This window comes from Halobacillus sp. ABA4_118 (assembly GCF_056160205.1).
This window is the reverse complement of record NZ_JBSWWS010000001.1, coordinates 1,538,842-1,560,929: the sequence shown is the minus strand read 5'-3', so window position 1 is coordinate 1,560,929 and position 22,088 is coordinate 1,538,842. Positions and strand designations below refer to the sequence as shown.

Below are 22,088 nucleotides of genomic sequence, written 5' to 3'. Positions count from 1 at the left end.
TTGGAACCGATATAAATGGAGAAGAGGAAATCAGGCCTGCGGAAATCACTCCTCTCCCCCATTTTATATACCTCACCTCGTATAGGGATATGGAAATCTCTGCACCTTTTTTAGTAATTGACACGTCTGGGAATGGTTGGTACTATTATGTCGAGACATATGTCGAAACATGACGATCAAACTTTTGATTGAGGGGAGATAGAAAAATGAAATCTACAGGTATTGTACGTAAGGTGGACGAGCTTGGTCGCGTTGTGATTCCGATCGAACTTCGCCGCACACTGGGGATCAATGAAAAAGACGCATTAGAAATTTACGTGGACGATGACCGCATCGTTCTCAAGAAGTATAAGCCGAATATGACTTGTCATATTACTGGTGAAGTTTCAGACGACAACATGAAACTGGCCAACGGCAACCTTGTTCTAAGTAAAGAAGGCGCTCAAATGCTTCTTAACGAACTTCAAGACAACCTTAAATAAAAAAAGAGATAAACAAAAGACGACGACAATCACTGGTTAGCGAATAGAGAGATAATCAGTCTGACATATGCTCCAAAACAAATCCCTTACTGGACAGGCCTGACAGTAAGGGATTTTCTTATATCTATTCATCCTGGATGACGTGATAAGCCTGATAAACATCCCGTTTTGGAAGTTCTCTGTCCAGGGCGGTCTGTTTAATCGCCTGCTTGCTTTTCATCTGTTCTTTCTCGATGTAGTGGTCCACATGGTCAATCAGGGAAATCCCCGCCCACCATGCCTCCTCCTGCTTTTCCTCTTCTGAAGAGCCTTCTATAATGATGCAGAATTCCCCACGCAGGTCCTCGTCCTCAGCCCACTGGGCGAGTTCAGGAAGGGTCCCGCGTACATATTCTTCAAAACGCTTGGACAATTCCCGCACGAGCGATGCTCTTCTTGCTCCGAACTCCTCATTCATATGCGCGAGCATTTCCTTCAGACGATGAGGAGATTCATAAAAGATCAACGTCGCTCCATAAGGTTTCAGACGTCCCAATACAGCTGCCCTGTCTTTCTTTTTACGTGGCAGAAAGCCACAAAAGTAAAATTCATCCGTCGGTAAACCGGACCCGGCCAGGGCTGGGAGGGCGGCATTCGCCCCTGGAAGAACAACGACTGGAACGTCCTCCTCCACCGCTTCAGCCACAAGATCTGTGCCCGGGTCTGAAATCCCCGGCATCCCCGCATCGCTGACAAGAGCAATGGTCTGCCCTGCCTGCAGCTGTTCGACCAGCTGAGATCCCTTGGTGTATTTGTTATGCTCATGATAGCTGACCAACGATGTGTGAATATCGAAATGATTCAGCAGCTTTCTTGTATTCCGGGTATCTTCTGCCGCAATCATATCAGCACCCTTTAAGGTGGATACAGCCCGGTACGTCATATCCTCCAGATTCCCGATTGGTGTAGGTACAATATAAAGGGTACCTGTTGGATGTTCATTAAAGCTCTTTTGAATTTTCACCAGCTTCCTCCTTCCGCTGTTCAATCCATATTTCTTTTTTCGTTCTGGCCATCCGCTTTAAACGGTATTCCTCCTGGAGGGCTTCTCTTTTATGATCATAACACTGCCACGCTTCCAGTACGAGCGGTCCCCGGCCCCTGGTATATTTAGCTCCTTTTCCTTCCCGATGCTTCTGCAGACGGAGCTCGAGGTTATTCGTATACCCGGTATAAAGGCTCCCGTCCCCACAACGAAGCATATAGACATAATGACTACCGTCCATTTAGAATATCCTTCAGTTCATCGGTGTAACCGCCATCTTCCTGAAGCGCATAGAATGGCGGAAGGATTTTCAATCCAGGACGACCGTCCCGCACCCCTTCAATCAAAAGGATGTTCGCTTCCTTCCCTGCTTTCGGGTAGACAAGCCGCATCCGCTTCGGCTCCAGCTTGTGGGCTTTGAAACGTTGGATAATCTCCACAAGCCGGTCCGGCCGATGCACCATGGATACTTTCCCACCGGATTTTGCAAGCCGGCTGCATGCAGATACTACATCCTCAAGAGTACAGTGAATCTCATGGCGGGCGACAGCCAGGTATTCATTCAAGTTATGTTCCTCTGTTTTGGGTGTTGGAAAATAAGGAGGATTGCAGGTGACCAGATCGAACTTGTTATTACCGTAATAGGCCGGCATCTCCTTCAAATCCCCATGGATCATCTGAAGCTGATCACCGAGTTCATTCAATTCAACATTCCGAACCGCCATATCATGCAGACGCTCCTGGATTTCCACTCCAGTTATGGGTACGGAAGAGCGTGTGGATAGAAACAACGGAATGACCCCGTTTCCCGTACACAAGTCGAGAATCTTTCCTCTTGTTTTCGGTACGTACGTAAAGTCGGCAAGCAGAACAGCATCGAGCGAAAAGGCAAAAGCGCTCGGGCTTTGGATAATCCTCCGTTCTTCCTTGGCTAATAAATCATCGATTCGTTCATCATCTTTCAATTGTACCATCCGTCTGTTTCCTTTCTTTCCAATATAAAGAGAGCCCTTCCTCGAACGAGCAAGGAAAGGGCCTGGACCTGGATTTATTTCTTTTTATTCAAAAATGATAGGCAGAACAAGCAATCCTCGTCTCTCGGGCTGCCGAAATGCAGATTACAAATATGAAAGCCTTCTTCATAGAGTCTGGCCAGATTATCATAGCCTTCTCCGACGACCGTGCCTTTGTCCTGTTTCGACGAGGGTGAGGAAGGGGTCTCCTGTTTCTCATTTTCCTTTTCCAACCGCTGCCGCAGATGATGATTCTCAAGCGATAAATGCTGGTTCTCTTCCAATAGATAGGCCAGCTGCTTTTTCAGATCTCCAAGTTGTTCATACAACTCGCCGATCTGGCTTTCGAAATGGGATACTTGTTCAAAAATGGCTTTCTTATTCACGGTCGACTTCACCCTTTTATTCTGAGGCTTCGGTTTGAAGGACGCCTTCATCAATCAGTTCCTGAAGGGAATACTCCAATACACGTTCCTTCTCGCGGAATTCAACCTGAACCATGCGTTCAAGCATGTTGAGACCGACCACTCTGCCTTTCCCATAAGAAGTTGATATATTCTCACCGAGATCCGGAAGCTCTTTTTTCGCATTTTCATAATCATCATTTTCGTACTTCAGACAGCACATCAAGCGGCCGCAGAGGCCTGAAATTTTGGCTGGGTTGAGCGACAGATTCTGGTCTTTGGCCATTTTAATAGATACAGGCTCGAAATCCCCGAGGAACGTAGAACAGCAGAGCATTCTTCCGCAGGGACCGATGCCGCCGAGCATCTTGGCTTCGTCACGGACACCGATCTGTCTAAGCTCGATTCTCGTTTTGAAAACAGACGCGAGATCCTTGACGAGTGTCCGGAAATCGACGCGTCCATCGGCAGTAAAATAAAAGATCACTTTATTGCGATCAAATGTATATTCAACATCGACAAGATTCATGTCCAATTTATGTTCACGGATTTTTTTCACACAAACCTGGTAGGCTTTTTGAGCATTGTCTTTGTTTTCATCCACGGTGAGTTTATCCTTGTCATCCGCCATGCGGATCACTTTCTTAAGAGGTAACACCACATCTTCTTCATCTATGGATTTATTAGCAATGACAACTTTTCCGAATTCAATCCCGCGGACCGTTTCCACAATGACGTAGTCTTCCGTCGTCATACGCAGTCCACCTGGATCAAAGTAGTAGACCTTACCGGCTTGTTTAAATCGGACACCTACAACTTCGATCATACGATCATCACCTCTGTAGTTGAAGGGTAAGTTGTTCCATCACTAAATTAGGATGGACATTTTGATTTATCTTTCGTTTTGCCTCAAGAATGCTGGAAAGACCTCTGGCTGCCGACTGTCGTGACCATCTCATGACCGACTGGTTCAATTTCTCTTTCTCTGAAATGAAAACGATCGAATCTTCCCGGTCCAAAAGTTGATGGATCATATCCTGAAACCAGAGTATGAGCACGTCAAGACCGCGCTGCAGCTGGGTGCGTTCCTTAAAGTGAGGCATCCATTGATGGTTGATAAACAAAAGTCCTTCATTTGGTTTGTTTTGAAGCACTTCAATTAATTGTATCACTATTTTTCTAGCATTCGCAAACCACTCATCCTCATTCATCTCCAGTGCTTCCGTCATGTTATTCGTCAAAGCCGCAAGCAGGCGGGCGTTTGAGTTGGAAACGCCTTCTTCAATTAATTTTTTCTCCATGATATGCGCCTGGAGTGGTTGAAAAGCCAGCAGCTGGCATCTGGATCGGATAGTATCCAAAATCGTGGCGCCGTTTTCCGTTAACAGCATCGCGGTTGTCTGCCGGCTCGGCTCCTCGAGGAACTTCAACAGGCGGTTCGCCGCGTTGACGGTCATTTTTTCTGCATCCACAATGATATAGACTTTACGGTTGGACTCCAGTCCTGTGTATGTGAATTCCTTTTGCAGATGAAGGATCTGGTCTTTTTTAATAGACTGTCCATCCGGTTCTATCCAGTGCAGATCGGGGTGGTTCCCCGAATCGATACGGTGGCAGTCGCGGCAGTTCTGACACGGTTCCGCCCCGTCTTTATTTTTACAGAAAATACTTTTCGCAAATAGTAAACTCATTTCTTTTTTTCCAGTGCCGCGATCTCCCTGAAATAGATAGGCGTGGGAGATGCGGTCTTTCTTGAAGCTGTTGACCAGCATCTGAGCCGCTAACGGCTGTAATTGTTTCATATCCTGCCACGTCTGCATGTACATACCGTCCTTATGTGTAAAGATTAATCAGCAGACCTTTCATTTCACCCATCAATCCAAGCAGGTCGACCGAACGCTTCTCCTGATCCATCACCATTTCCGTAAGTTCCAGAAGCTGCTCATCAATGGTTTCAATGAGCGTAAGCCTGCGCGTCTGTCCATGAGGACTCCATTGCTGGGACTGCTTGAGGTTTGTGCCGTACTGCACGGATTCTTTAATGAAATCCTTGATGAGACGTTTATATTTAGCAAGATCCCTGAAGGAACGGGAGCGCGCAACGCGTTCCCCCTGGGCCGTAATCGTCTCCACAAGCCGGTCCAGCTGATTCTGCTGCAGCTGCTGAGTCTGGGTCTGGATGATCGTACCGAACGTCCGGTTTCCCTGAGGTATCTTTCCTGTGTTTTTAACAGGGCCTTCCACATTTGCTCTTATATCCTGATTGATTTTCATAAGAGCCTCTTAAAACTGGAAAAAGGAATCGACAGGTAAGATGAACACCGTCGCTCCTCCGACTTCCACCTTCACAGGTTTCGGAATGTACGAGTCGGCATTCCCTCCCATTGGAGAAATCGGTGCCACCATCTGTTCGCGCTGGCTGCAATTTTCCCTGATGATATCGAGGGCACGATCGACGTGATCATCTTCACAGCCGATCATGAATGTCGTATTTCCTTCCCTGAGAAAACCACCGGTGGTCGAAAGTTTAGTTGTTTTAAAATCATTTTTGGATAACGCATCATTTAAACGGCTGCTGTCCTTATCCTGGACGACCGCAATAATCATTTTCATGAGAACAGCCCTCCTGTTTGGGTGTTTTCTCCTATTATAACAAATCGCGGAAGGATTATGAGGGTAAGGACGCACGTAGAATTCTTGAGGCGTCCTTTTTCACTTCGTCGAACGACCGGCCGGCATCAATGATTTGAATACGGTCTTTACTGCGTGCGGCAAGTTCCTCATAAGCCTCGTGGACTTTTTTGTGAAAAGCAAGATGTTCTAAATCGAGACGGTTCTGTTCCCGTCCTTTGTTCTGTGCAATCCGGTCGAGACCCTCTTCCGGGTTTATATCAAACAGCAGAGTCAGGTCCGGCATGCAGTCTTCTATCGCAAACTCATTGATTTGATAGACCTCTTCCATACCAAGCCCCCGGGCAGCACCCTGGTAGGCCAGACTGGAATCGACGAAACGGTCACACAACACAATGCTCCCTTTCTCTAAAGCAGGTAAAACCTTTTCAACAAGGTGCTGCCTCCGGGCTGCTGCATACAACAGTGCCTCTGTCCGTGCATCCATTTCTGTATGGTCCGGATTCAGGATGACTTCTCTAATTTTTTCTGCAATACGGATTCCGCCCGGTTCCCTAGTTTCCATGACCGGGTATCCCTCACTCCGAAGTTCAGCGGCCATTTCTTTCAGCATGGATGACTTTCCAGCCCCATCGCCGCCTTCAAATGTTACAAACAATCCCTTCACAATCATTCTCCTTTAAACACTCGCACCCCTGTTGCCATATCTAAGTTCTGAAAACGTGCGCCCTTCTCCACCAAAGAGTGGACGGCCTGGATATGTGTACTGGAAAGGCGTTCCCCTTTGAGTATCAAAGGGATTCCGGGTGGATAAGGGATGATGGCTTCGGCGGCTGCCTGTCCTTCCGCTTCGTTCCAGTCCATAAGAACGACCGGTTTGTCCCTCATCTCCGAATAACTCCATTCCAATGTTTGAATAGGTGGAAACGATATTTGATCTTGCTTTATTGTAGCATGGTTTTCCGTCTTTTTTAATTTGTTATCGACGAAAGCCAGTTGTTTCTTTAAGTTAGCCAAGGAAAAATAAGGCTCCAGCCCTAACACGAGCAGCACCTGGTCCGTTGAAGCCATCTCGGGGACCAGTCCCTGCTTTTCCAATACATCAGCTACAGCAAAGCCTGTGTTCGTCTCAGGCTCAAGAATGATCTTCATTGTATCGTCCCAAGGAGTGATGGGAAGAACACGCCAATGCTCCGGATAACCTTCAAATACTGCCCGCACATCCTTAATGAAAGAAACAAGCGTTTTCCGATCCTCTGTAGACCACTGCTGTAAGTAATCCCTTGCCAGATCAAGACTCGCCATCAATGGATAGGAAGGACTGCTTGATTGAAGCATCTGCAGGTAGTGGCGCAGACGGGCAGAAGAGACGCGGCACCCCTTTATATGCAGGTAAGAAGCCATCGTCATCGCCGGGGCCATTTTATGGGCCGACTGGACGATGGCGTCGGCCCCCGCTTTTAAGGCCGGCTCCGGGAATGGAGGTCCTAAATGAAAATGAACACCATGAGCTTCATCAATCAGCAGAGGAATATCCCGGCTGTGGACAACGGAAGCGATCTCTCTCAAAGGATACGTCCGGCCGAAATAATCGGGATAGGTTAAAAAAACAGCACGGCTGTCCGGATATTGGTCGAGCGCTTTTTGGATAGACGATGGTGTGACCCGGCTGTAGCGGCCCGTATCCTCCTCATATTCAGGGGCAATGAATACTGGTTTTGCTCCCGCCAGTTCTATACCATTCAGAACAGATTTATGACAGTTCCGCTGCACGATGATTTCATCACCCGGCCCGCAGACTGTTAAGAGGAGCGCCATATTTCCAACCGTCGTACCATTCACGAGGAAAAACGTCTCTTCACTTCCAAAAAAACGAGCCGCGTGGTCCTGCGCCTGGCGTATGACGCCCTCCGGAGCATGCAGATCGTCCAATCCACTGATTTCTGTCGCATCCAGTCCAAGAAAGCCGGTATCCTCTCCCTTATATATCTGCCCGTATTTATGACCTGGAACATGAAAAGAAATCGGTTCTTTCTCTCTATTTTTCTGCAGCGCCTCATAAAGAGGCGTCGATTTTAAATTCACGCGCACTCCATCCTTTCTTCTTCCTCCACACTACCGGAGATCGCCTCCTCAGGCAATCCACCGAAGATTTGCCGACCCCTGCAGGGTTTAAAGAGCAAGTCTGTCCTTTTCCTCTATAAATTTGAAACAGAAAAAAAGAAGACCTTCTGTTTAACAGAAAATCTTCCTTTTCAAATGATCGTTTGATAATGTTCCAAGCATCAGCGATGCCCGTCTGGCAAGTGAAGCCTTGGTATCCACCGGCCGCACGGCTTGAGAATCCGCGATCTTTTTCTACTGGTAAAGACAAACCACTTCAAGATCATTGTTGGTACAAGTCACCATACGTCAGGAGGGAATCATGGACTTCTGTGCCTCTGCCATTTTCTTCACAAAATGCACATACTTCGGATCATCCGCCGGTGTGTCTTTTATTTCTGATTCACAGGCTTCGCAGATATAAATTTTCAATAAATATAATCCCTGGTCGGTTTTCCTCTCACAAATGCTGCATCGATCTTTCCTACTCATCGCTATCCCCCTCTTTCCGTGCGATTTAAATGCTACAGCCTTAGTATGTCCAAAACTATGAATCTTATACTTTCAAGGTCTATGTACATGCAAAAAAAGATAGAAAAAAACCTCCAGGACAATCCTGAAGGTTTTGTGTGACGTGGCAGCGTCCTACTCTCACGGGGGTAAACCCGACTACCATCGGCGCTGAAGAGCTTAACTGCTGTGTTCGGCATGGGAACAGGTGTGACCTCTTCGCCTTCACCACCACATCGATATAAAGTTTGAGGTGAACCCTCAAAACTGGATAAGGAAACAACTATTGATGAAACATCATTCACGAAGTATATATAGATAAGTCATCGATCCATTAGTATCCGTCAGCTCCACGTGTCACCACGCTTCCACCTCGGACCTATCAACCTCATCGTCTCTGAGGGATCTTATCTGCTCGAAGCAGAGGGAAATCTCATCTCAAGGGGGGCTTCATGCTTAGATGCTTTCAGCACTTATCCCGACCACACGTAGCTACCCAGCGATGCTCCTGGCGGAACAACTGGTACACCAGCGGTGTGTCCATCCCGGTCCTCTCGTACTAAGGACAGCTCCTTTCAAATTTCCAACGCCCACGACGGATAGGGACCGAACTGTCTCACGACGTTCTGAACCCAGCTCGCGTACCGCTTTAATGGGCGAACAGCCCAACCCTTGGGACCGACTACAGCCCCAGGATGCGATGAGCCGACATCGAGGTGCCAAACCTCCCCGTCGATGTGGACTCTTGGGGGAGATAAGCCTGTTATCCCCGGGGTAGCTTTTATCCGTTGAGCGACGGCCCTTCCATACGGTACCGCCGGATCACTAAGCCCGACTTTCGTCCCTGCTCGACTTGTAGGTCTCGCAGTCAAGCTCCCTTGTGCCTTTACACTCTGCGAATGATTTCCAACCATTCTGAGGGAACCTTTGGGCGCCTCCGTTACTCTTTAGGAGGCGACCGCCCCAGTCAAACTGCCCACCTGACACTGTCTCCGGACCGGATTACGGTCCTGGGTTAGAATGTCCGTACAGCAAGGGTAGTATCCCACCAGCGCCTCCACCGAAGCTGGCGCTCCGGTTTCCAAGGCTCCTACCTATCCTGTACAAGCTGTACCAACATTCAATATCAGGCTGCAGTAAAGCTCCACGGGGTCTTTCCGTCCTGTCGCGGGTAATGTGCATCTTCACACATAGTATAATTTCACCGGGTCTCTCGTTGAGACAGTGCCCAAGTCGTTGCACCTTTCGTGCGGGTCGGAACTTACCCGACAAGGAATTTCGCTACCTTAGGACCGTTATAGTTACGGCCGCCGTTTACTGGGGCTTCGGTTCAACGCTTCGCATAAGCTAACGCATCCCCTTAACCTTCCAGCACCGGGCAGGTGTCAGCCCCTATACTTCGCCTTACGGCTTCGCAGAGACCTGTGTTTTTGGTAAACAGTCGCTTGGGCCTTTTCACTGCGGCTCCTCGGCAGAGGAGCACCCCTTCTCCCGAAGTTACGGGGTCATTTTGCCGAGTTCCTTAACGAGAGTTCTCCCGCTCACCTTAGGATACTCTCCTCGCCTACCTGTGTCGGTTTGCGGTACGGGCACCTCTTTCCTCATTAGAGGCTTTTCTTGGCAGTGTGAAATCAGGAGCTTCGGTACTATAGTTCCCTCCCCATCACAGCTTGACGTTGCCGGACGGATTTGCCTATTCCGACCGTCTCACTGCTTGGACGTGCACATCCAATGGCACGCTCTCCTTATCCTCCTGCGTCCCCCCGTCATTCAAACGGAAAGGAGGTGGTACAGGAATATCAACCTGTTGTCCATCGCCTACGCCTTTCGGCCTCGGCTTAGGTCCCGACTAACCCTGAGAGGACGAGCCTTCCTCAGGAAACCTTAGGCATTCGGTGAAAGAGATTCTCACTCTTTTTTCGCTACTCATACCGGCATTCTCACTTCTAAGCGCTCCACCAGTCCTTACGGTCTGACTTCGCAGCACTTAGAACGCTCTCCTACCACTGATCATAAGATCAATCCGCAGCTTCGGTGGTGTGTTTAGCCCCGGTACATTTTCGGCGCAGAGTCACTCGACCAGTGAGCTATTACGCACTCTTTGAATGATGGCTGCTTCTAAGCCAACATCCTGGTTGTCTAAGCAACTCCACATCCTTTTCCACTTAACACACACTTTGGGACCTTAGCTGGCGGTCTGGGCTGTTTCCCTCTCGACCATGAACCTTATCACCCACGGTCTGACTCCCAGAACAAAGTCTATGGCATTCGGAGTTTGACTGAATTCGGTAACCCGATAGGGGCCCCTCGTCCAATCAGTGCTCTACCTCCATGACTTTCTATTCTGAGGCTAGCCCTAAAGCTATTTCGGAGAGAACCAGCTATCTCCGTGTTCGATTGGCATTTCACCCCTACCCACACCTCATCCCCGTAATTTTCAACTTACGTGGGTTCGGGCCTCCAGTCAGTGTTACCTGACCTTCACCCTGGACATGGGTAGATCACACGGTTTCGGGTCTACGACCGCATACTCACTCGCCCTGTTCAGACTCGCTTTCGCTGCGGCTCCGCTTCTGCTGCTTAACCTCGCATACGGTCGTAACTCGCCGGTTCATTCTACAAAAGGCACGCCGTCACCCATTAACGGGCTCCGACTACTTGTAGGCACACGGTTTCAGGTTCTATTTCACTCCCCTTCCGGGGTGCTTTTCACCTTTCCCTCACGGTACTGGTTCACTATCGGTTACTAGGGAGTATTTAGCCTTGGGAGATGGTCCTCCCGGATTCCGACGGAATTCCTCGTGTTCCGCCGTACTCAGGATCCACTCCGGAGAGAGGAAGATTTCGACTACAGGGCTGTTACCCTCTTCGGCTGATCTTTCCAGATCGATTCGTCTATCTTCCTCCTTGATAACTCCAAAGGAGTGTCCTACAACCCCAGAAAGCAAGCTTTCTGGTTTGGGCTGATTCCGTTTCGCTCGCCGCTACTTGGGAAATCGCGTTTGCTTTCTCTTCCTCCGGGTACTTAGATGTTTCAGTTCCCCGGGTCTGCCTTCCTATACCTATGTATTCAGTATAGGATACTGTCCCATTACGAACAGTGGGTTTCCCCATTCGGAAATCTCCGGGTCAAAGCCTGCTTACGGCTCGCCGGAGCATATCGGTGTTAGTCCCGTCCTTCATCGGCTCCTAGTACCAAGGCATCCACCGTGCGCCCTTATTCACTTAACTATCTTCGTGAAAAGACGTTTATATAAATCAATTAGATGTCTTGTCATCATGATCTCATCGCTAGATGAGTCATAATTCCTTATCCAGTTTTCAAGGTTCACAAATTTGAAAGATGCTTTGATCTCTCAAAACTGAACAACCAACACAGTACGTTTCCGTAATATCCTTAGAAAGGAGGTGATCCAGCCGCACCTTCCGATACGGCTACCTTGTTACGACTTCACCCCAATCATTGGCCCCACCTTCGGCGGCTGGCTCCAAAAAGGTTACCTCACCGACTTCGGGTGTTGCCAACTCTCGTGGTGTGACGGGCGGTGTGTACAAGGCCCGGGAACGTATTCACCGCGGCATGCTGATCCGCGATTACTAGCGATTCCGGCTTCATGCAGGCGAGTTGCAGCCTGCAATCCGAACTGAGAATGGTTTTATGGGATTTGCTACACCTCGCGGCTTCGCTGCCCTTTGTACCATCCATTGTAGCACGTGTGTAGCCCAGGTCATAAGGGGCATGATGATTTGACGTCATCCCCGCCTTCCTCCGGTTTGTCACCGGCAGTCACCTTAGAGTGCCCAACTGAATGCTGGCAACTAAGATTAGGGGTTGCGCTCGTTGCGGGACTTAACCCAACATCTCACGACACGAGCTGACGACAACCATGCACCACCTGTCACTTGGTCCCCGAAGGGAAATCCCTATCTCTAGGGAGGTCCAAGGATGTCAAGACCTGGTAAGGTTCTTCGCGTTGCTTCGAATTAAACCACATGCTCCACCGCTTGTGCGGGCCCCCGTCAATTCCTTTGAGTTTCAGCCTTGCGGCCGTACTCCCCAGGCGGAGTGCTTAATGCGTTAACTTCAGCACTAAGGGGTGGAAGCCCCCTAACACCTAGCACTCATCGTTTACGGCGTGGACTACCAGGGTATCTAATCCTGTTTGCTACCCACGCTTTCGCACCTCAGCGTCAGAAACAGACCAGAGAGTCGCCTTCGCCACTGGTGTTCCTCCACATATCTACGCATTTCACCGCTACACGTGGAATTCCACTCTCCTCTTCTGTCCTCAAGTTCCCCAGTTTCCAATGACCCTCCACGGTTGAGCCGTGGGCTTTCACATCAGACTTAAGGAACCGCCTGCGCGCGCTTTACGCCCAATAATTCCGGACAACGCTTGCCCCCTACGTATTACCGCGGCTGCTGGCACGTAGTTAGCCGGGGCTTCCTCGTCAGGTACCGTCAAGGTACCGCTCTATTCGCACGGTACTTGTTCTTCCCTGACAACAGAACTTTACGATCCGAAGACCTTCATCGTTCACGCGGCGTTGCTCCGTCAGACTTTCGTCCATTGCGGAAGATTCCCTACTGCTGCCTCCCGTAGGAGTCTGGGCCGTGTCTCAGTCCCAGTGTGGCCGATCACCCTCTCAGGTCGGCTACGCATCGTTGCCTTGGTGAGCCGTTACCTCACCAACTAGCTAATGCGCCGCGGGCCCATCTGTAAGTGATAGCGAGAAGCCATCTTTCAACTTATCTTCATGCGAAGAAAAGTATTACCCGGCATTAGCCCCGGTTTCCCGGGGTTATTCCGATCTTACAGGCAGGTTGCCCACGTGTTACTCACCCGTCCGCCGCTCGTTCCACGAGCTTCACCCCGAAGGGATCCGCTCGCTTCCCGCGCTCGACTTGCATGTATTAGGCACGCCGCCAGCGTTCGTCCTGAGCCAGGATCAAACTCTCCATAAAAGTAGTTTGACTTGCTCATTTGCACACCGAATGTGCTTGTTTCAAATTTCTTCATTAAAGAAGAAATGTTTTGACGTACTGGTTGGTTCGTTCAGTTTTCAAAGATCAAATGTTGTCGGCCGTTTGAAAACAGCGACTTAATCATCTTAACATGTGTTGTTTTTCATGTCAACAACTTTTTTCATTAAGTTGAGAAAGCGTTTCGCTGTCGTTTTTGGCGACAAATACTAATTTATCATGGGAAGCCGTTTGTGTCAACAACTTTTTTCATGATTCGTTTTGGCGTTTTTCAACACCGCGCCGCTCTCTTAAAGCGACAAGTAATAATTTATCACGGATACGAACCTAACGCAATAGTTTTTCGTTATTTTCTCATATTCTTTTTGTTCCACAAATAAAAGCGGCAGGAAACCCGCCGCTTTTATAAAACCCAGATATGAATGGCTGTTAACGACAGTACACCCGGAAGCCCTAAAAGAAGGGACACACCGGCTGTAAATCCATTGATTGGAATATGCAGCCCGAACTGCGCTCCAAACAGATTCACAAAAAACAGAAGAATAACGGCTACAATCAACCGCGTAAGCCCAGCCCCCAACCACTTCAACGGCTTCACAGGCATGCCGGTGATTAACAAAAGAGGTACAGCGAGACTCAACAATAATACGACCAGTATCGGATCCATAAAAAACCCCCTGTCTGATTAACTGCTCTGGGAACAGTATATGAAATCAGACAGGGGGCTAGTACAAAGGTTCAGGATAATGCGTTGATTCCTCTGTATCTTGCTTCTCTTAATAGATAGAAATACTTCGCTTTGACTAAAGCCAGATCGTTCAAACCTTCTTCACTCGGTTCAATGCTTTGTTCGATAATGGTGTTTAAGCTTTCCCATTCGTGTTTCATCTTCCTGATACGAAGGAGAAGCTCCTGATCCATTTCTTTTTTAATCTTCTTCTGTTTACCGAACAAATCCATCACCTTCTTCTATAGTTCTCTCCGACCTTCCAGCGCTTTCGACAACGTTACTTCATCGGCATACTCCAAATCGCCGCCGACTGGAAGTCCGTGGGCGATCCTTGTCATCCGAATCCCTGAAGGTTTAACAAGGCGGGAGATATACATCGCTGTGGCTTCCCCTTCAATGTTCGGATTCGTCGCCAGGATCAGTTCCTCGACTCCTTCATCCTTAAGCCGGTTGATCAGACTCTCGACATTGATATCCTCAGGTCCAATCCCGTCCATTGGTGAAATCGCCCCGTGAAGGACATGGTACTTCCCACTGAATTCCTTCATTTTCTCCATGGCGATTACATCCTTGGGATCCTGCACCACACATATCAGTTTTTCATCCCTTGATTCATCCTGACAGATGGAACATGGATCCTGGTCTGTAATATGGCCGCAGATCGAGCAGTGGGTCAGTTCACGCTTGGCATTGACGAGGGACTTGGCAAAGTCCAGCACGTCGTCTTCTTCCATCTCCAGCACGAAAAAAGCCAGGCGGACCGCCGTTTTCGGACCGATCCCTGGCAGCTTTGTAAAACTGTCAATCAGTTTTGATATTGGTTCCGGGTAATACATGAGAATTCCTCCTAGAACATTCCTCCAGGCATCCCTTTCGTGAATTGTCCCATAGTATCATTAGTCTTATCGTCCACTTGCTTGATGACATCATTCGTCGCCGTAATGATAAGGTCCTGCAGCATTTCCACATCATCCGGATCGACTACTTCCTCATCAATGACAACATCGGTAATTTCTTTTTTCCCGTTTGCCGCCACTTTAACCATACCGCCTCCTGCAGAAGCTTCAAAAGTCATCTCGTAAAGCTCTTCCTGAGCCTTCATCATTTTCTTCTGCATTTTCTGCATCTGTTTCATCATATTGTTCATGTTTCCACCACCACGCATGGGGCATTCCTCCTTGTGGGATTGTTAGTCCTGGATTTCAATCAGGTCATCCCCGAAGTGTTTTCGGGCTTCTGAAATATGCGGGTCTTCCTGGGGCTCCTGCGGCGTACTTTCTCCGTTTTCCTCCCCATCCACTTCCGGCACTTCATCCGGAGCCTGTTTCTGCTTCCGGACATATTCCTCTCGCAGTTCCTGCCAATTCTGTTCAGGAATCGGAATGATTGTCATCGGCTTTCCTGCATACTCCGTCAAAAGGGGTTCGATCGTCTTTTGATGCTCCAGAGCCAGGGAGCAGTGAATATCATAGCGGAAAGCCAGGACGAGCGCCTTCGGTGATGCAGCCCGCGGTTTGCTGTTTAACAGTGTCGCATGAGCCGGCGCATTCTGCTGCTTGAGCGCCTCCATAAAGTCAGCCCAGCGACTCTGGATATTTTTAATCTCTTCCTTCGAAGCTTCACTCAGGACCTGCCTGATCCGCTCATATGGAACATTATACCCTTTTCTTCCTGATTTTGCAGGTGCTCGTTTTTTAGCAGGCTGGGCAGAAGCCTGAGGCGCCGGTCCGCTCTCCTTTAGAGCTGCCAGCTGTTTTTCAAGCTCCTGGATTTTCCCGGACAGCTTTTCGACAGCACTGGAATCAACCGCCTGGGCTGACGGAGGACCTGCCTGTACTTCGACCATGTTCAGCATGGCGATTTCTATGAAGACTTTCGGACTTGTCGTCCATTTCATTTCCTGCTGACAGTGATTCAATTCACGGATCGCCTGCTGAATCCATCCGGCTGTGAGCTCTGTGGAAAGGTTCCGGAACGAATCATCCGGAATGGCACGTTCCAGGTTCTGTTCAAGATCCGGAGCACTTTGATACAGCAGAAGGTCTCTTAAATAATAGATAAGATCGAAAACAAAACGTCCCGGATCTTTCCCCTGCTGGATCAGATCATCCACCGCTTCCAGAGCTGATCTGGCGTCTTGATCGTTCAAGGCTCTCAAGACAGCGGTAAGCTTCGCCTGCGATACGGACCCCGTCACAGCCAGGACATCGTCCATCGTCACTTCCTCTTCACTGTAGGAAACGGCCTGGTCCAACAGACTTAAGGCATCACGCATGCCGCCTTCTGCCGTTAGAGCAATGATTTCCAAAGCCTCAGGAACCACGGCAATCTCTTCCGCTGCTGTGATTTTCACCATCCGGTCGACCATCGACTTTTGGGAAATTCGTTTGAAGTCAAACCGCTGACACCTGGATATGATCGTCAACGGAATTTTGTGCGGTTCAGTCGTCGCCAGAATGAAGATCACGTGCTTTGGAGGTTCCTCCAATGTTTTCAAAAGGGCGTTGAACGCACCCATGGAAAGCATGTGAACCTCATCAATGATGTAGACCTTGTACGGCACCGCGCTCGGGGCATATTTAACCTTGTCCCTGATTTCACGTATCTGCTCCACCCCGTTGTTGGAAGCAGCGTCAATCTCTATGACATCAGAGATGGAGCCATCCTGGATGCCAAGACAGGCATCGCATTCATTACACGGCTCTTTCACAGGGGAGCGTTCGCAGTTGACGGCCTTTGCGAAAATTTTGGCCGCACTCGTTTTTCCCGTCCCCCTGGGTCCGGAAAATAAATACGCATGTGAAAACTTTTCCTGTACTATTGCGTTCTGCAGTGTCCGCGTAATGTGCGATTGCCCAACGACACCTTCAAAATCCCGGGGACGCCATACACGATATAAAGCCTGGTAGCTCATAAAACCGTTCTCCCTTTTTAGTTTCATTCCCATTATACCTGATAGACATTCCTGCTGTGAACCATTACCGGCAGACAAGAAGACAGTCAGGGGGATCGTCTATAAATGATAGAAAAAAGGAGCCGTTATGAACGTATCATAACGGCTCCCCTTATATGTGAATCATGTGTGTACGACTTATGTAATGCCGTGCACCCACCTTCGATGGCAGAGCCCTAAGCGTTACTTATGGTTGTGGCTCGACCCAGGCACTCCCGCGGCACACGGGAGGGTCAGCTTACTGCTGCTTCCTTCCGGACCTGACAGGGTTCACTGGTTCCCGTTGCGCAGGACCTGAGTGTCAACACCACTCACATAAGGCAGACCTTAAAGCTGTGCCACCTCGGGTGGGAATTCGGCCTCGCTATAGCGGATTGCGAGTACAGGGCACCGCTACCTCCCCGCTTAGCACGGCATAAACAAGTATAGCGATTTTCAGCAGAAAATGCAATGGTTTCATGCTGTTAATTATCTACAGCCGGTTTCTTTTTCTTCTTCGACCGGAGGCTGCGGAAAAAATGAGACAGCATCTCCCCGCATGCTTCTCCCAGAACACCGGGCACAACTTCACATCGATGGTTGAAACGATTATCCTCCAAAAGCTGGTACAAGCTTCCGGCACAGCCGGCTTTAGGATCGGCCGCTCCGTATACGACCCGGGGAATTCTCGACTGCAGAATGGCTCCTGCACACATGGGGCAGGGCTCCAAGGTCACATATAACGTGCAGTCTTCCAGACGCCAGCTGCCCTCATGCTCATTGGCACGCTCAATTGCGATGAATTCGGCATGGGAAGAAGCGCGCTGGGATTGTTCGCGCTGATTGTACCCGGAAGCAATCACCTGATTGTCTTTGACGATAACAGCACCAATCGGCACTTCTCCTTCCGCCTCTGCTTTTTCCGCTTCCACCATGGCAAGCTCCATAAAGTGCTCATCTTCCATCCGGACCACCTCCTTTTCCTATAGAAAGACTGATAGAAAAAATCCTGTTCCTCGAATCCAGAAATGGATTTTAAGAATAAATCCGTTTTTTTGTTTCATACATTGATAAAGGATGAGAAAGGATGTGAGACATGTGCAGATTCATATTGTTCAAGAGGGAGACTCTGTGTATTCGATCGCCCGTCTTTATGATAGTACGCCAAACGACATCATCGAAGCAAACGAATTAGAGACGCCGGGAGAACTTGTCATCGGTCAGGCTCTTGTGGTTCCTATCGTCGGACAATACTATTTTGTTCAGCCGGGAGACAGTTTATATACGATTGCTGAACAATTCAATATGACGGCGGATCGCCTGGCAGCCGTCAATGGACTGAATACGGACAGCGCTCTCGCTGTCGGGCTGCGGCTTTATATTCCGGACCAGCCCCCGACACCGATTACGAGCAATGCGTACATTGAACCCTATGGAGGAACCGTCTCCGACACCCTCCGGCAGTCAGCAGAGAGCCGGGCCGTGAACCTGACTTATCTGGCCCCCTTCAGCTATGAAATCCAGGAGGACGGCACATTAAAAGCACCTCCGCTCGACAATTTCAAGGAAATTGCCAGGAAAAACGATGCGACTCTCATGATGGTCGTCACCAACCTTGCTGATGACGGGTTCAGTGCAGAATTGGGCAGAACAATTCTCAGCGACGAGGCCCTTCAAGACAAACTGCTCGATGAAATCATTCAAATTACGAAACAGGTAGGATTCAAGGATGTCCATTTTGATATGGAATTCCTTCCTCCGGATATGAAAGATTCCTATAATCAATTTCTTCGCAAAGCAAAACAGCGTCTATCCAAGGAAGGACTGCTCATTTCGACAGCGCTCGCTCCTAAAACGAGTGCCGACCAGAAAGGCGACTGGTATGAAGCCCACGATTATAAAGCCCACGGGGAAATCGTAGACTTCGTCGTCTTGATGACCTACGAATGGGGATACAGCGGCGGTCCGCCACGCGCCGTGTCTCCGATCGGCCCTGTCACAGATGTTGTGAATTATGCATTGTCGGAAATGCCGGCTCAGAAAATTCTGCTTGGCCAGAACCTCTATGGATATGACTGGACGCTTCCGTACGAACCCGGGGGAGAATTCGCCAAAGCCCTCAGTCCGCAGCAGGCCATTCAGACAGCCCGGAAAAATAATGTAGCAATTTCATACGACCAGAAGGAGCAGGCCCCCTATTTCACGTATACGGATGGAGATGGAAAAAAGCATGAGGTGTGGTTCGAAGACGCCAGATCCATACAAAAGAAATTCGATCTGATTAAGGAAAAGAACCTGCTTGGAATCAGCTACTGGAAGCTCGGACTATCCTTCCCCCAGAACTGGGTCCTTCTCAGCAATCAATTCAGCGTGAAAAAAAATCCATAAAAGAAGCCGCTTCTCATGAGAGAGGCGGCTTTTCTTCTTTTCCAACAAAGGTGACCGTGACCGGATCAATATCAGCCTCCTGGAAAGCCTTGGTCAATCCACGGCGCTGGATGTCCTCTTTCGATACTCTCCGGTAAGGAATCTGCACATGGAAGGACTGTTCAAATGGAAACGGATCGAGGACGACCTGACGTGCGCTGTCCCACTGCGGATATATCCCCTCCGGCGCAAAATCGAACGTCTGTCTGAACCCGTCCTTAAACCACGGGATTTCCTCTTCCTTCGGTGTTCCCGGTTCCTGCATACACACATACAAAGAAAGATCATCACAGAACTGAAGGCGTTTGAAGTGAAGATGATAGACGTCGTAGGGAATGTCCATTTCCATCCATTCATACAAATCCTTCCGCCGTTTCTCCTCCTGCTTCAGGAATTCGACAATCACAGGATCATGGCTGTCCTCCTGAAAGAAGGAGGCATAATGCATGCTGCACAGCATCCCTGCATAAAAGGACTGGGAAGCCACTTCTCCAATCCCACGCTCATAAGCCTGGAGTTTTTCCTGGAGCGGATAATCGACAAACGTATACGGGCGGTTCTTCTCTTCATTCCATAAAGGCTTCTCATCCAAAGGAATCCAGGCCCGGTCATGCTGACGGATGGCCCAGTCCGCTTCTTCCCTCAGCTTCGAGCGCAGCAGAAAATGATTTTTCCAATGATCAACGAGGCTTCCTGAAATGCCGGCATGTTCGTGCTGGGGTATCATGATGAAGTGGTCCGTCTTCTCAATAACAATCATAAACGATCCTCCTAGTTCTTCATCCATTATGTAGGCAGACTTGTCCTTCCATTATATAGGATCACACGACCACTCACCACCGCTGGATCCGATTGATAGAAAAAGAGCCGTGGGGAGAATCCCCCGCGGCCCCATGGTGACGCAGATTATTTAAGAAGTTTCAATGCTTCGCGGTTAAAGGCAGGGATGTCATCCGGCTGACGGCTGGTCACCAGCTGATCCTGACAGACGACGACTTCCTGGTCCTTATAATCCACGCCCGCATACTCCATATCGACAGCGATGGATTTGAACCCTGTAGCTGTACGGCCTTCCAGTGTTTTAGCTGTAATCAACAGCTGAGGCCCGTGGCAGATGGCGAAGACAGGCTTTTTCTCATTCATAAAATGTTTAGCGAAGGAAACGAACTTCTCATCTCCGCGGAGAATATCCGGGGAAAATCCGCCCGGGATGAACAAGGCATCAAAGTCTTCCGGTTTTACATCATCAATGGACGTATCGATTTTGACCGAGGCTTCTCCCTGCTTGCCTTCCACTTCTTTTCCGGCTTCCCATTCAATGGTTGTCACTTCATGACCTTCCTTGGAAAAGGCATCCGCCGGCTGTGTATATTCGACATCTTCAAAATGGGACGTTACGAGACATGCAATCTTACTCATGAAAACTCAACTCCTTGAAAGATTTGTCCATTATTTTTTCCATAGATTGTCTTCCCGTTTGGCAGGCTTTTAAACACCGGTGACAGGTTCAGGTTACTTCGAATGCTTCATGGAGAAGGTCTGGAATGTGGTATCCTTTTGATTTTTATACACTTCCCTGTCGGCAATGGTGTTGATGATATGAACATTTCGGTGAACGGAAAGGCCGAGGTTCGTCGCCCCTGCTCCGTGGGAATGCACCAGGTTCGTCAAGGTGAAGAAGTGATGATCCCGGCCGTCCTTGAATTCAAGATGGTAGTCACGGGACACCTTATACATCTGATCGGCCTCCCATTCGACCTGATCCTTATAGCGGTCCATAAACCATGAAGGAAGATGAGGCTTGTAGCCGGTGGCAAACACCACTTTGTCGGCATGATACGTATAGTCATACTCCTCCTGCCACTGGCGGCACTGAAGATCATAGCCCCCCTCTTCTGACGCTTCAATACCGTTGATCTCTGTCATCGGCTGGATAAGGACACGGCTGTCTTCCATCGCTGTCGTCCGGTGGTACAGTTTTGTATAAAGCCGTGTGAGCGTGTCCGGAGCAATCCCTTTACGGAGCGGATCAAGCGTACTCAACGCTTCTTTCCGCTGGTCAAAGCTCAGACTATGAAAATAATCCACATAATCAGGAGTAAACATCTCCTGGGCAAATTTTGCCGTATCGAGCTGGAACAATCCGCCCGATCTCGTCAAAAGCGTCACTTTCATATCACTGCGCTCCTGCTCCTCCAATAGATCGAGGAAAACTTCAAGTGCACTTTGACCGGAGCCGATAACCGCAACATGGCGCGACTTCAGCAGCTGATCCTTTTGGAACAGGTAACGGCTCGTATGAAGCACATCTTCATTCGGCAGGCGGTCCATGCCATCCAGGACGATCGGTTCGTTCCCAGTCCCCATCACGACGTGCCTGGACCGATAATGCTTTCTTTCACCGGTCGACGTCTCTTCGACAATCACTTCATAGTGCGGCGTCTTTTCTTCGTTATGATCGATCACATCTATAACCGTATGACCGAAGTGCAGGCCATCCACCTGACCAGCCACCCACTGCATATAATGATTGAACTCCTGTCTTGGAATTTCAAAGTGGCGGTGAAAGAAAAACGGAAACATACGGTTGTGTTCGTGCAGGTAATTGATAAATGTATAAGGACTCTTCGGATCAGCAAATGTTACAAGGTCGGCCAAAAACGGAACTTGAAGATCCATTTTTTCTATGAGCATGCCCGGATGCCAGTTGAACTCGATTGTCTGTTCAAAAAACAAACCGTCCACTTCGTCCGTCTGGTCGGCAAGTGCGGCAAGTCCAAGGTTGAAAGGCCCGATACCGATACCGATGATGTCTTTGATTTCTTCAGCCATAAAATACACTTCCTCT

The 22,088-nt window shown here is 49.1% G+C and carries 22 protein-coding genes, 3 rRNA genes and 1 other RNA gene; 2 read left to right on the top strand and 24 right to left on the bottom strand.

What is annotated here, in order from left to right:
- The first annotated feature begins 206 nt into the window (after window positions 1-206).
- Window positions 207-482, top strand: coding sequence for an AbrB/MazE/SpoVT family DNA-binding domain-containing protein (locus ACXAGL_RS07615; protein WP_027953495.1), 276 nt, complete (start codon window positions 207-209; stop codon window positions 480-482).
- A 124-nt stretch (window positions 483-606) separates the two neighbouring features.
- Here ACXAGL_RS07615 and rsmI read toward each other — a convergent pair whose 3' ends face one another.
- The 21 genes from rsmI to tadA all read right to left on the bottom strand — a co-directional run bounded on the left by rsmI (window position 607) and on the right by tadA (window position 17,778).
- Window positions 607-1,485: a 16S rRNA (cytidine(1402)-2'-O)-methyltransferase gene (gene rsmI / locus ACXAGL_RS07610; RefSeq protein ID WP_474970192.1), complete on the bottom strand. Its 879-nt coding sequence runs from the start codon at window positions 1,483-1,485 to the stop codon at window positions 607-609.
- Window positions 1,463-1,747, bottom strand: a complete 285-nt coding sequence (locus ACXAGL_RS07605) for a GIY-YIG nuclease family protein (protein WP_474970191.1) — start codon at window positions 1,745-1,747, stop codon at window positions 1,463-1,465. Before ACXAGL_RS07605 ends, rsmI begins: the two co-directional genes overlap by 23 nt.
- Window positions 1,737-2,480, bottom strand: coding sequence for a tRNA1(Val) (adenine(37)-N6)-methyltransferase (locus tag ACXAGL_RS07600; RefSeq protein ID WP_474970190.1), 744 nt, complete (start codon window positions 2,478-2,480; stop codon window positions 1,737-1,739). Before ACXAGL_RS07600 ends, ACXAGL_RS07605 begins: the two co-directional genes overlap by 11 nt.
- Before the next feature lie 74 nt (window positions 2,481-2,554).
- A complete protein-coding gene (gene yabA, locus ACXAGL_RS07595; RefSeq protein ID WP_474970189.1) occupies window positions 2,555-2,905 on the bottom strand; it encodes a DNA replication initiation control protein YabA in 351 nt (116 codons plus the stop codon).
- A 16-nt stretch (window positions 2,906-2,921) separates the two neighbouring features.
- On the bottom strand, window positions 2,922-3,749 hold the full coding sequence (locus tag ACXAGL_RS07590; protein WP_027953500.1) for a PSP1 domain-containing protein: 828 nt from the start codon (window positions 3,747-3,749) through the stop codon (window positions 2,922-2,924).
- A 7-nt stretch (window positions 3,750-3,756) separates the two neighbouring features.
- A complete protein-coding gene (holB, locus tag ACXAGL_RS07585; RefSeq protein WP_474970188.1) occupies window positions 3,757-4,743 on the bottom strand; it encodes a DNA polymerase III subunit delta' in 987 nt (328 codons plus the stop codon).
- Between the two features lie 13 nt (window positions 4,744-4,756).
- Entirely contained in the window at window positions 4,757-5,197 is a 441-nt protein-coding gene (locus ACXAGL_RS07580) for a YaaR family protein (RefSeq protein ID WP_474970187.1), read from the bottom strand.
- Window positions 5,198-5,206: 9 nt separating this feature from the next.
- Window positions 5,207-5,536, bottom strand: coding sequence for a cyclic-di-AMP receptor (locus ACXAGL_RS07575; RefSeq protein WP_474990711.1), 330 nt, complete (start codon window positions 5,534-5,536; stop codon window positions 5,207-5,209).
- A 55-nt stretch (window positions 5,537-5,591) separates the two neighbouring features.
- Window positions 5,592-6,221 (bottom strand): dTMP kinase, encoded by a 630-nt coding sequence (gene tmk / locus ACXAGL_RS07570; RefSeq protein ID WP_474990709.1) that lies wholly within the window; start codon window positions 6,219-6,221, stop codon window positions 5,592-5,594.
- A gap of 2 nt (window positions 6,222-6,223) precedes the next feature.
- Window positions 6,224-7,639, bottom strand: a complete 1,416-nt coding sequence (locus ACXAGL_RS07565) for an aminotransferase class I/II-fold pyridoxal phosphate-dependent enzyme (protein WP_474990707.1) — start codon at window positions 7,637-7,639, stop codon at window positions 6,224-6,226.
- Window positions 7,640-7,966: 327 nt separating this feature from the next.
- The gene (locus ACXAGL_RS07560; RefSeq protein ID WP_474970183.1) at window positions 7,967-8,149 is read right to left on the bottom strand and encodes a sigma factor G inhibitor Gin; all 183 of its coding nucleotides are present in this window, start codon (window positions 8,147-8,149) and stop codon (window positions 7,967-7,969) included.
- Between the two features lie 140 nt (window positions 8,150-8,289).
- Window positions 8,290-8,403 (bottom strand): 5S ribosomal RNA (gene rrf / locus ACXAGL_RS07555).
- A 78-nt stretch (window positions 8,404-8,481) separates the two neighbouring features.
- Window positions 8,482-11,398: ribosomal RNA gene (locus ACXAGL_RS07550) — 23S ribosomal RNA — on the bottom strand.
- Between the two features lie 170 nt (window positions 11,399-11,568).
- Window positions 11,569-13,133 (bottom strand): 16S ribosomal RNA (locus ACXAGL_RS07545).
- Together the 16S, 23S and 5S rRNA genes form the textbook arrangement of a ribosomal RNA operon.
- 421 nt (window positions 13,134-13,554) lie before the next feature.
- The gene (locus ACXAGL_RS07540; RefSeq protein WP_474970182.1) at window positions 13,555-13,818 is read right to left on the bottom strand and encodes a pro-sigmaK processing inhibitor BofA family protein; all 264 of its coding nucleotides are present in this window, start codon (window positions 13,816-13,818) and stop codon (window positions 13,555-13,557) included.
- A 71-nt stretch (window positions 13,819-13,889) separates the two neighbouring features.
- A complete protein-coding gene (locus ACXAGL_RS07535) occupies window positions 13,890-14,105 on the bottom strand; it encodes a YaaL family protein (RefSeq protein WP_474970181.1) in 216 nt (71 codons plus the stop codon).
- A gap of 15 nt (window positions 14,106-14,120) precedes the next feature.
- A complete protein-coding gene (recR, locus tag ACXAGL_RS07530) occupies window positions 14,121-14,717 on the bottom strand; it encodes a recombination mediator RecR (protein ID WP_027955826.1) in 597 nt (198 codons plus the stop codon).
- Window positions 14,718-14,728: 11 nt separating this feature from the next.
- Window positions 14,729-15,046 carry a YbaB/EbfC family nucleoid-associated protein gene (locus tag ACXAGL_RS07525; protein ID WP_474970180.1) on the bottom strand — a complete coding sequence of 106 codons (318 nt, stop codon included), beginning with the start codon at window positions 15,044-15,046 and terminating at the stop codon, window positions 14,729-14,731.
- A gap of 24 nt (window positions 15,047-15,070) precedes the next feature.
- On the bottom strand, window positions 15,071-16,795 hold the full coding sequence (gene dnaX / locus ACXAGL_RS07520; RefSeq protein WP_474990705.1) for a DNA polymerase III subunit gamma/tau: 1,725 nt from the start codon (window positions 16,793-16,795) through the stop codon (window positions 15,071-15,073).
- Window positions 16,796-16,982: 187 nt separating this feature from the next.
- Window positions 16,983-17,248, bottom strand: an RNA gene (gene ffs / locus ACXAGL_RS07515) — signal recognition particle sRNA large type.
- 50 nt (window positions 17,249-17,298) lie between these two features.
- A complete protein-coding gene (gene tadA, locus ACXAGL_RS07510) occupies window positions 17,299-17,778 on the bottom strand; it encodes a tRNA adenosine(34) deaminase TadA (protein ID WP_474990703.1) in 480 nt (159 codons plus the stop codon).
- Window positions 17,779-17,911: 133 nt separating this feature from the next.
- On the opposite strand from tadA, the gene ACXAGL_RS07505 reads away from it, so the two are divergent.
- The gene (locus ACXAGL_RS07505; RefSeq protein WP_474990701.1) at window positions 17,912-19,201 is read left to right on the top strand and encodes a glycosyl hydrolase family 18 protein; all 1,290 of its coding nucleotides are present in this window, start codon (window positions 17,912-17,914) and stop codon (window positions 19,199-19,201) included.
- Window positions 19,202-19,214: 13 nt separating this feature from the next.
- Here the strand turns inward: ACXAGL_RS07505 and ACXAGL_RS07500 are convergent, their stop codons facing one another.
- The 3 genes from ACXAGL_RS07500 to ACXAGL_RS07490 form a co-directional block, all read right to left on the bottom strand.
- Window positions 19,215-20,000 carry a DUF3891 family protein gene (locus tag ACXAGL_RS07500; RefSeq protein ID WP_474970622.1) on the bottom strand — a complete coding sequence of 262 codons (786 nt, stop codon included), beginning with the start codon at window positions 19,998-20,000 and terminating at the stop codon, window positions 19,215-19,217.
- A gap of 146 nt (window positions 20,001-20,146) precedes the next feature.
- Entirely contained in the window at window positions 20,147-20,659 is a 513-nt protein-coding gene (locus ACXAGL_RS07495) for a type 1 glutamine amidotransferase domain-containing protein (protein WP_474970623.1), read from the bottom strand.
- Between the two features lie 93 nt (window positions 20,660-20,752).
- Window positions 20,753-22,072 carry a lysine N(6)-hydroxylase/L-ornithine N(5)-oxygenase family protein gene (locus ACXAGL_RS07490; protein WP_474990699.1) on the bottom strand — a complete coding sequence of 440 codons (1,320 nt, stop codon included), beginning with the start codon at window positions 22,070-22,072 and terminating at the stop codon, window positions 20,753-20,755.
- Between the last annotated feature and the right edge of the window lie 16 nt (window positions 22,073-22,088).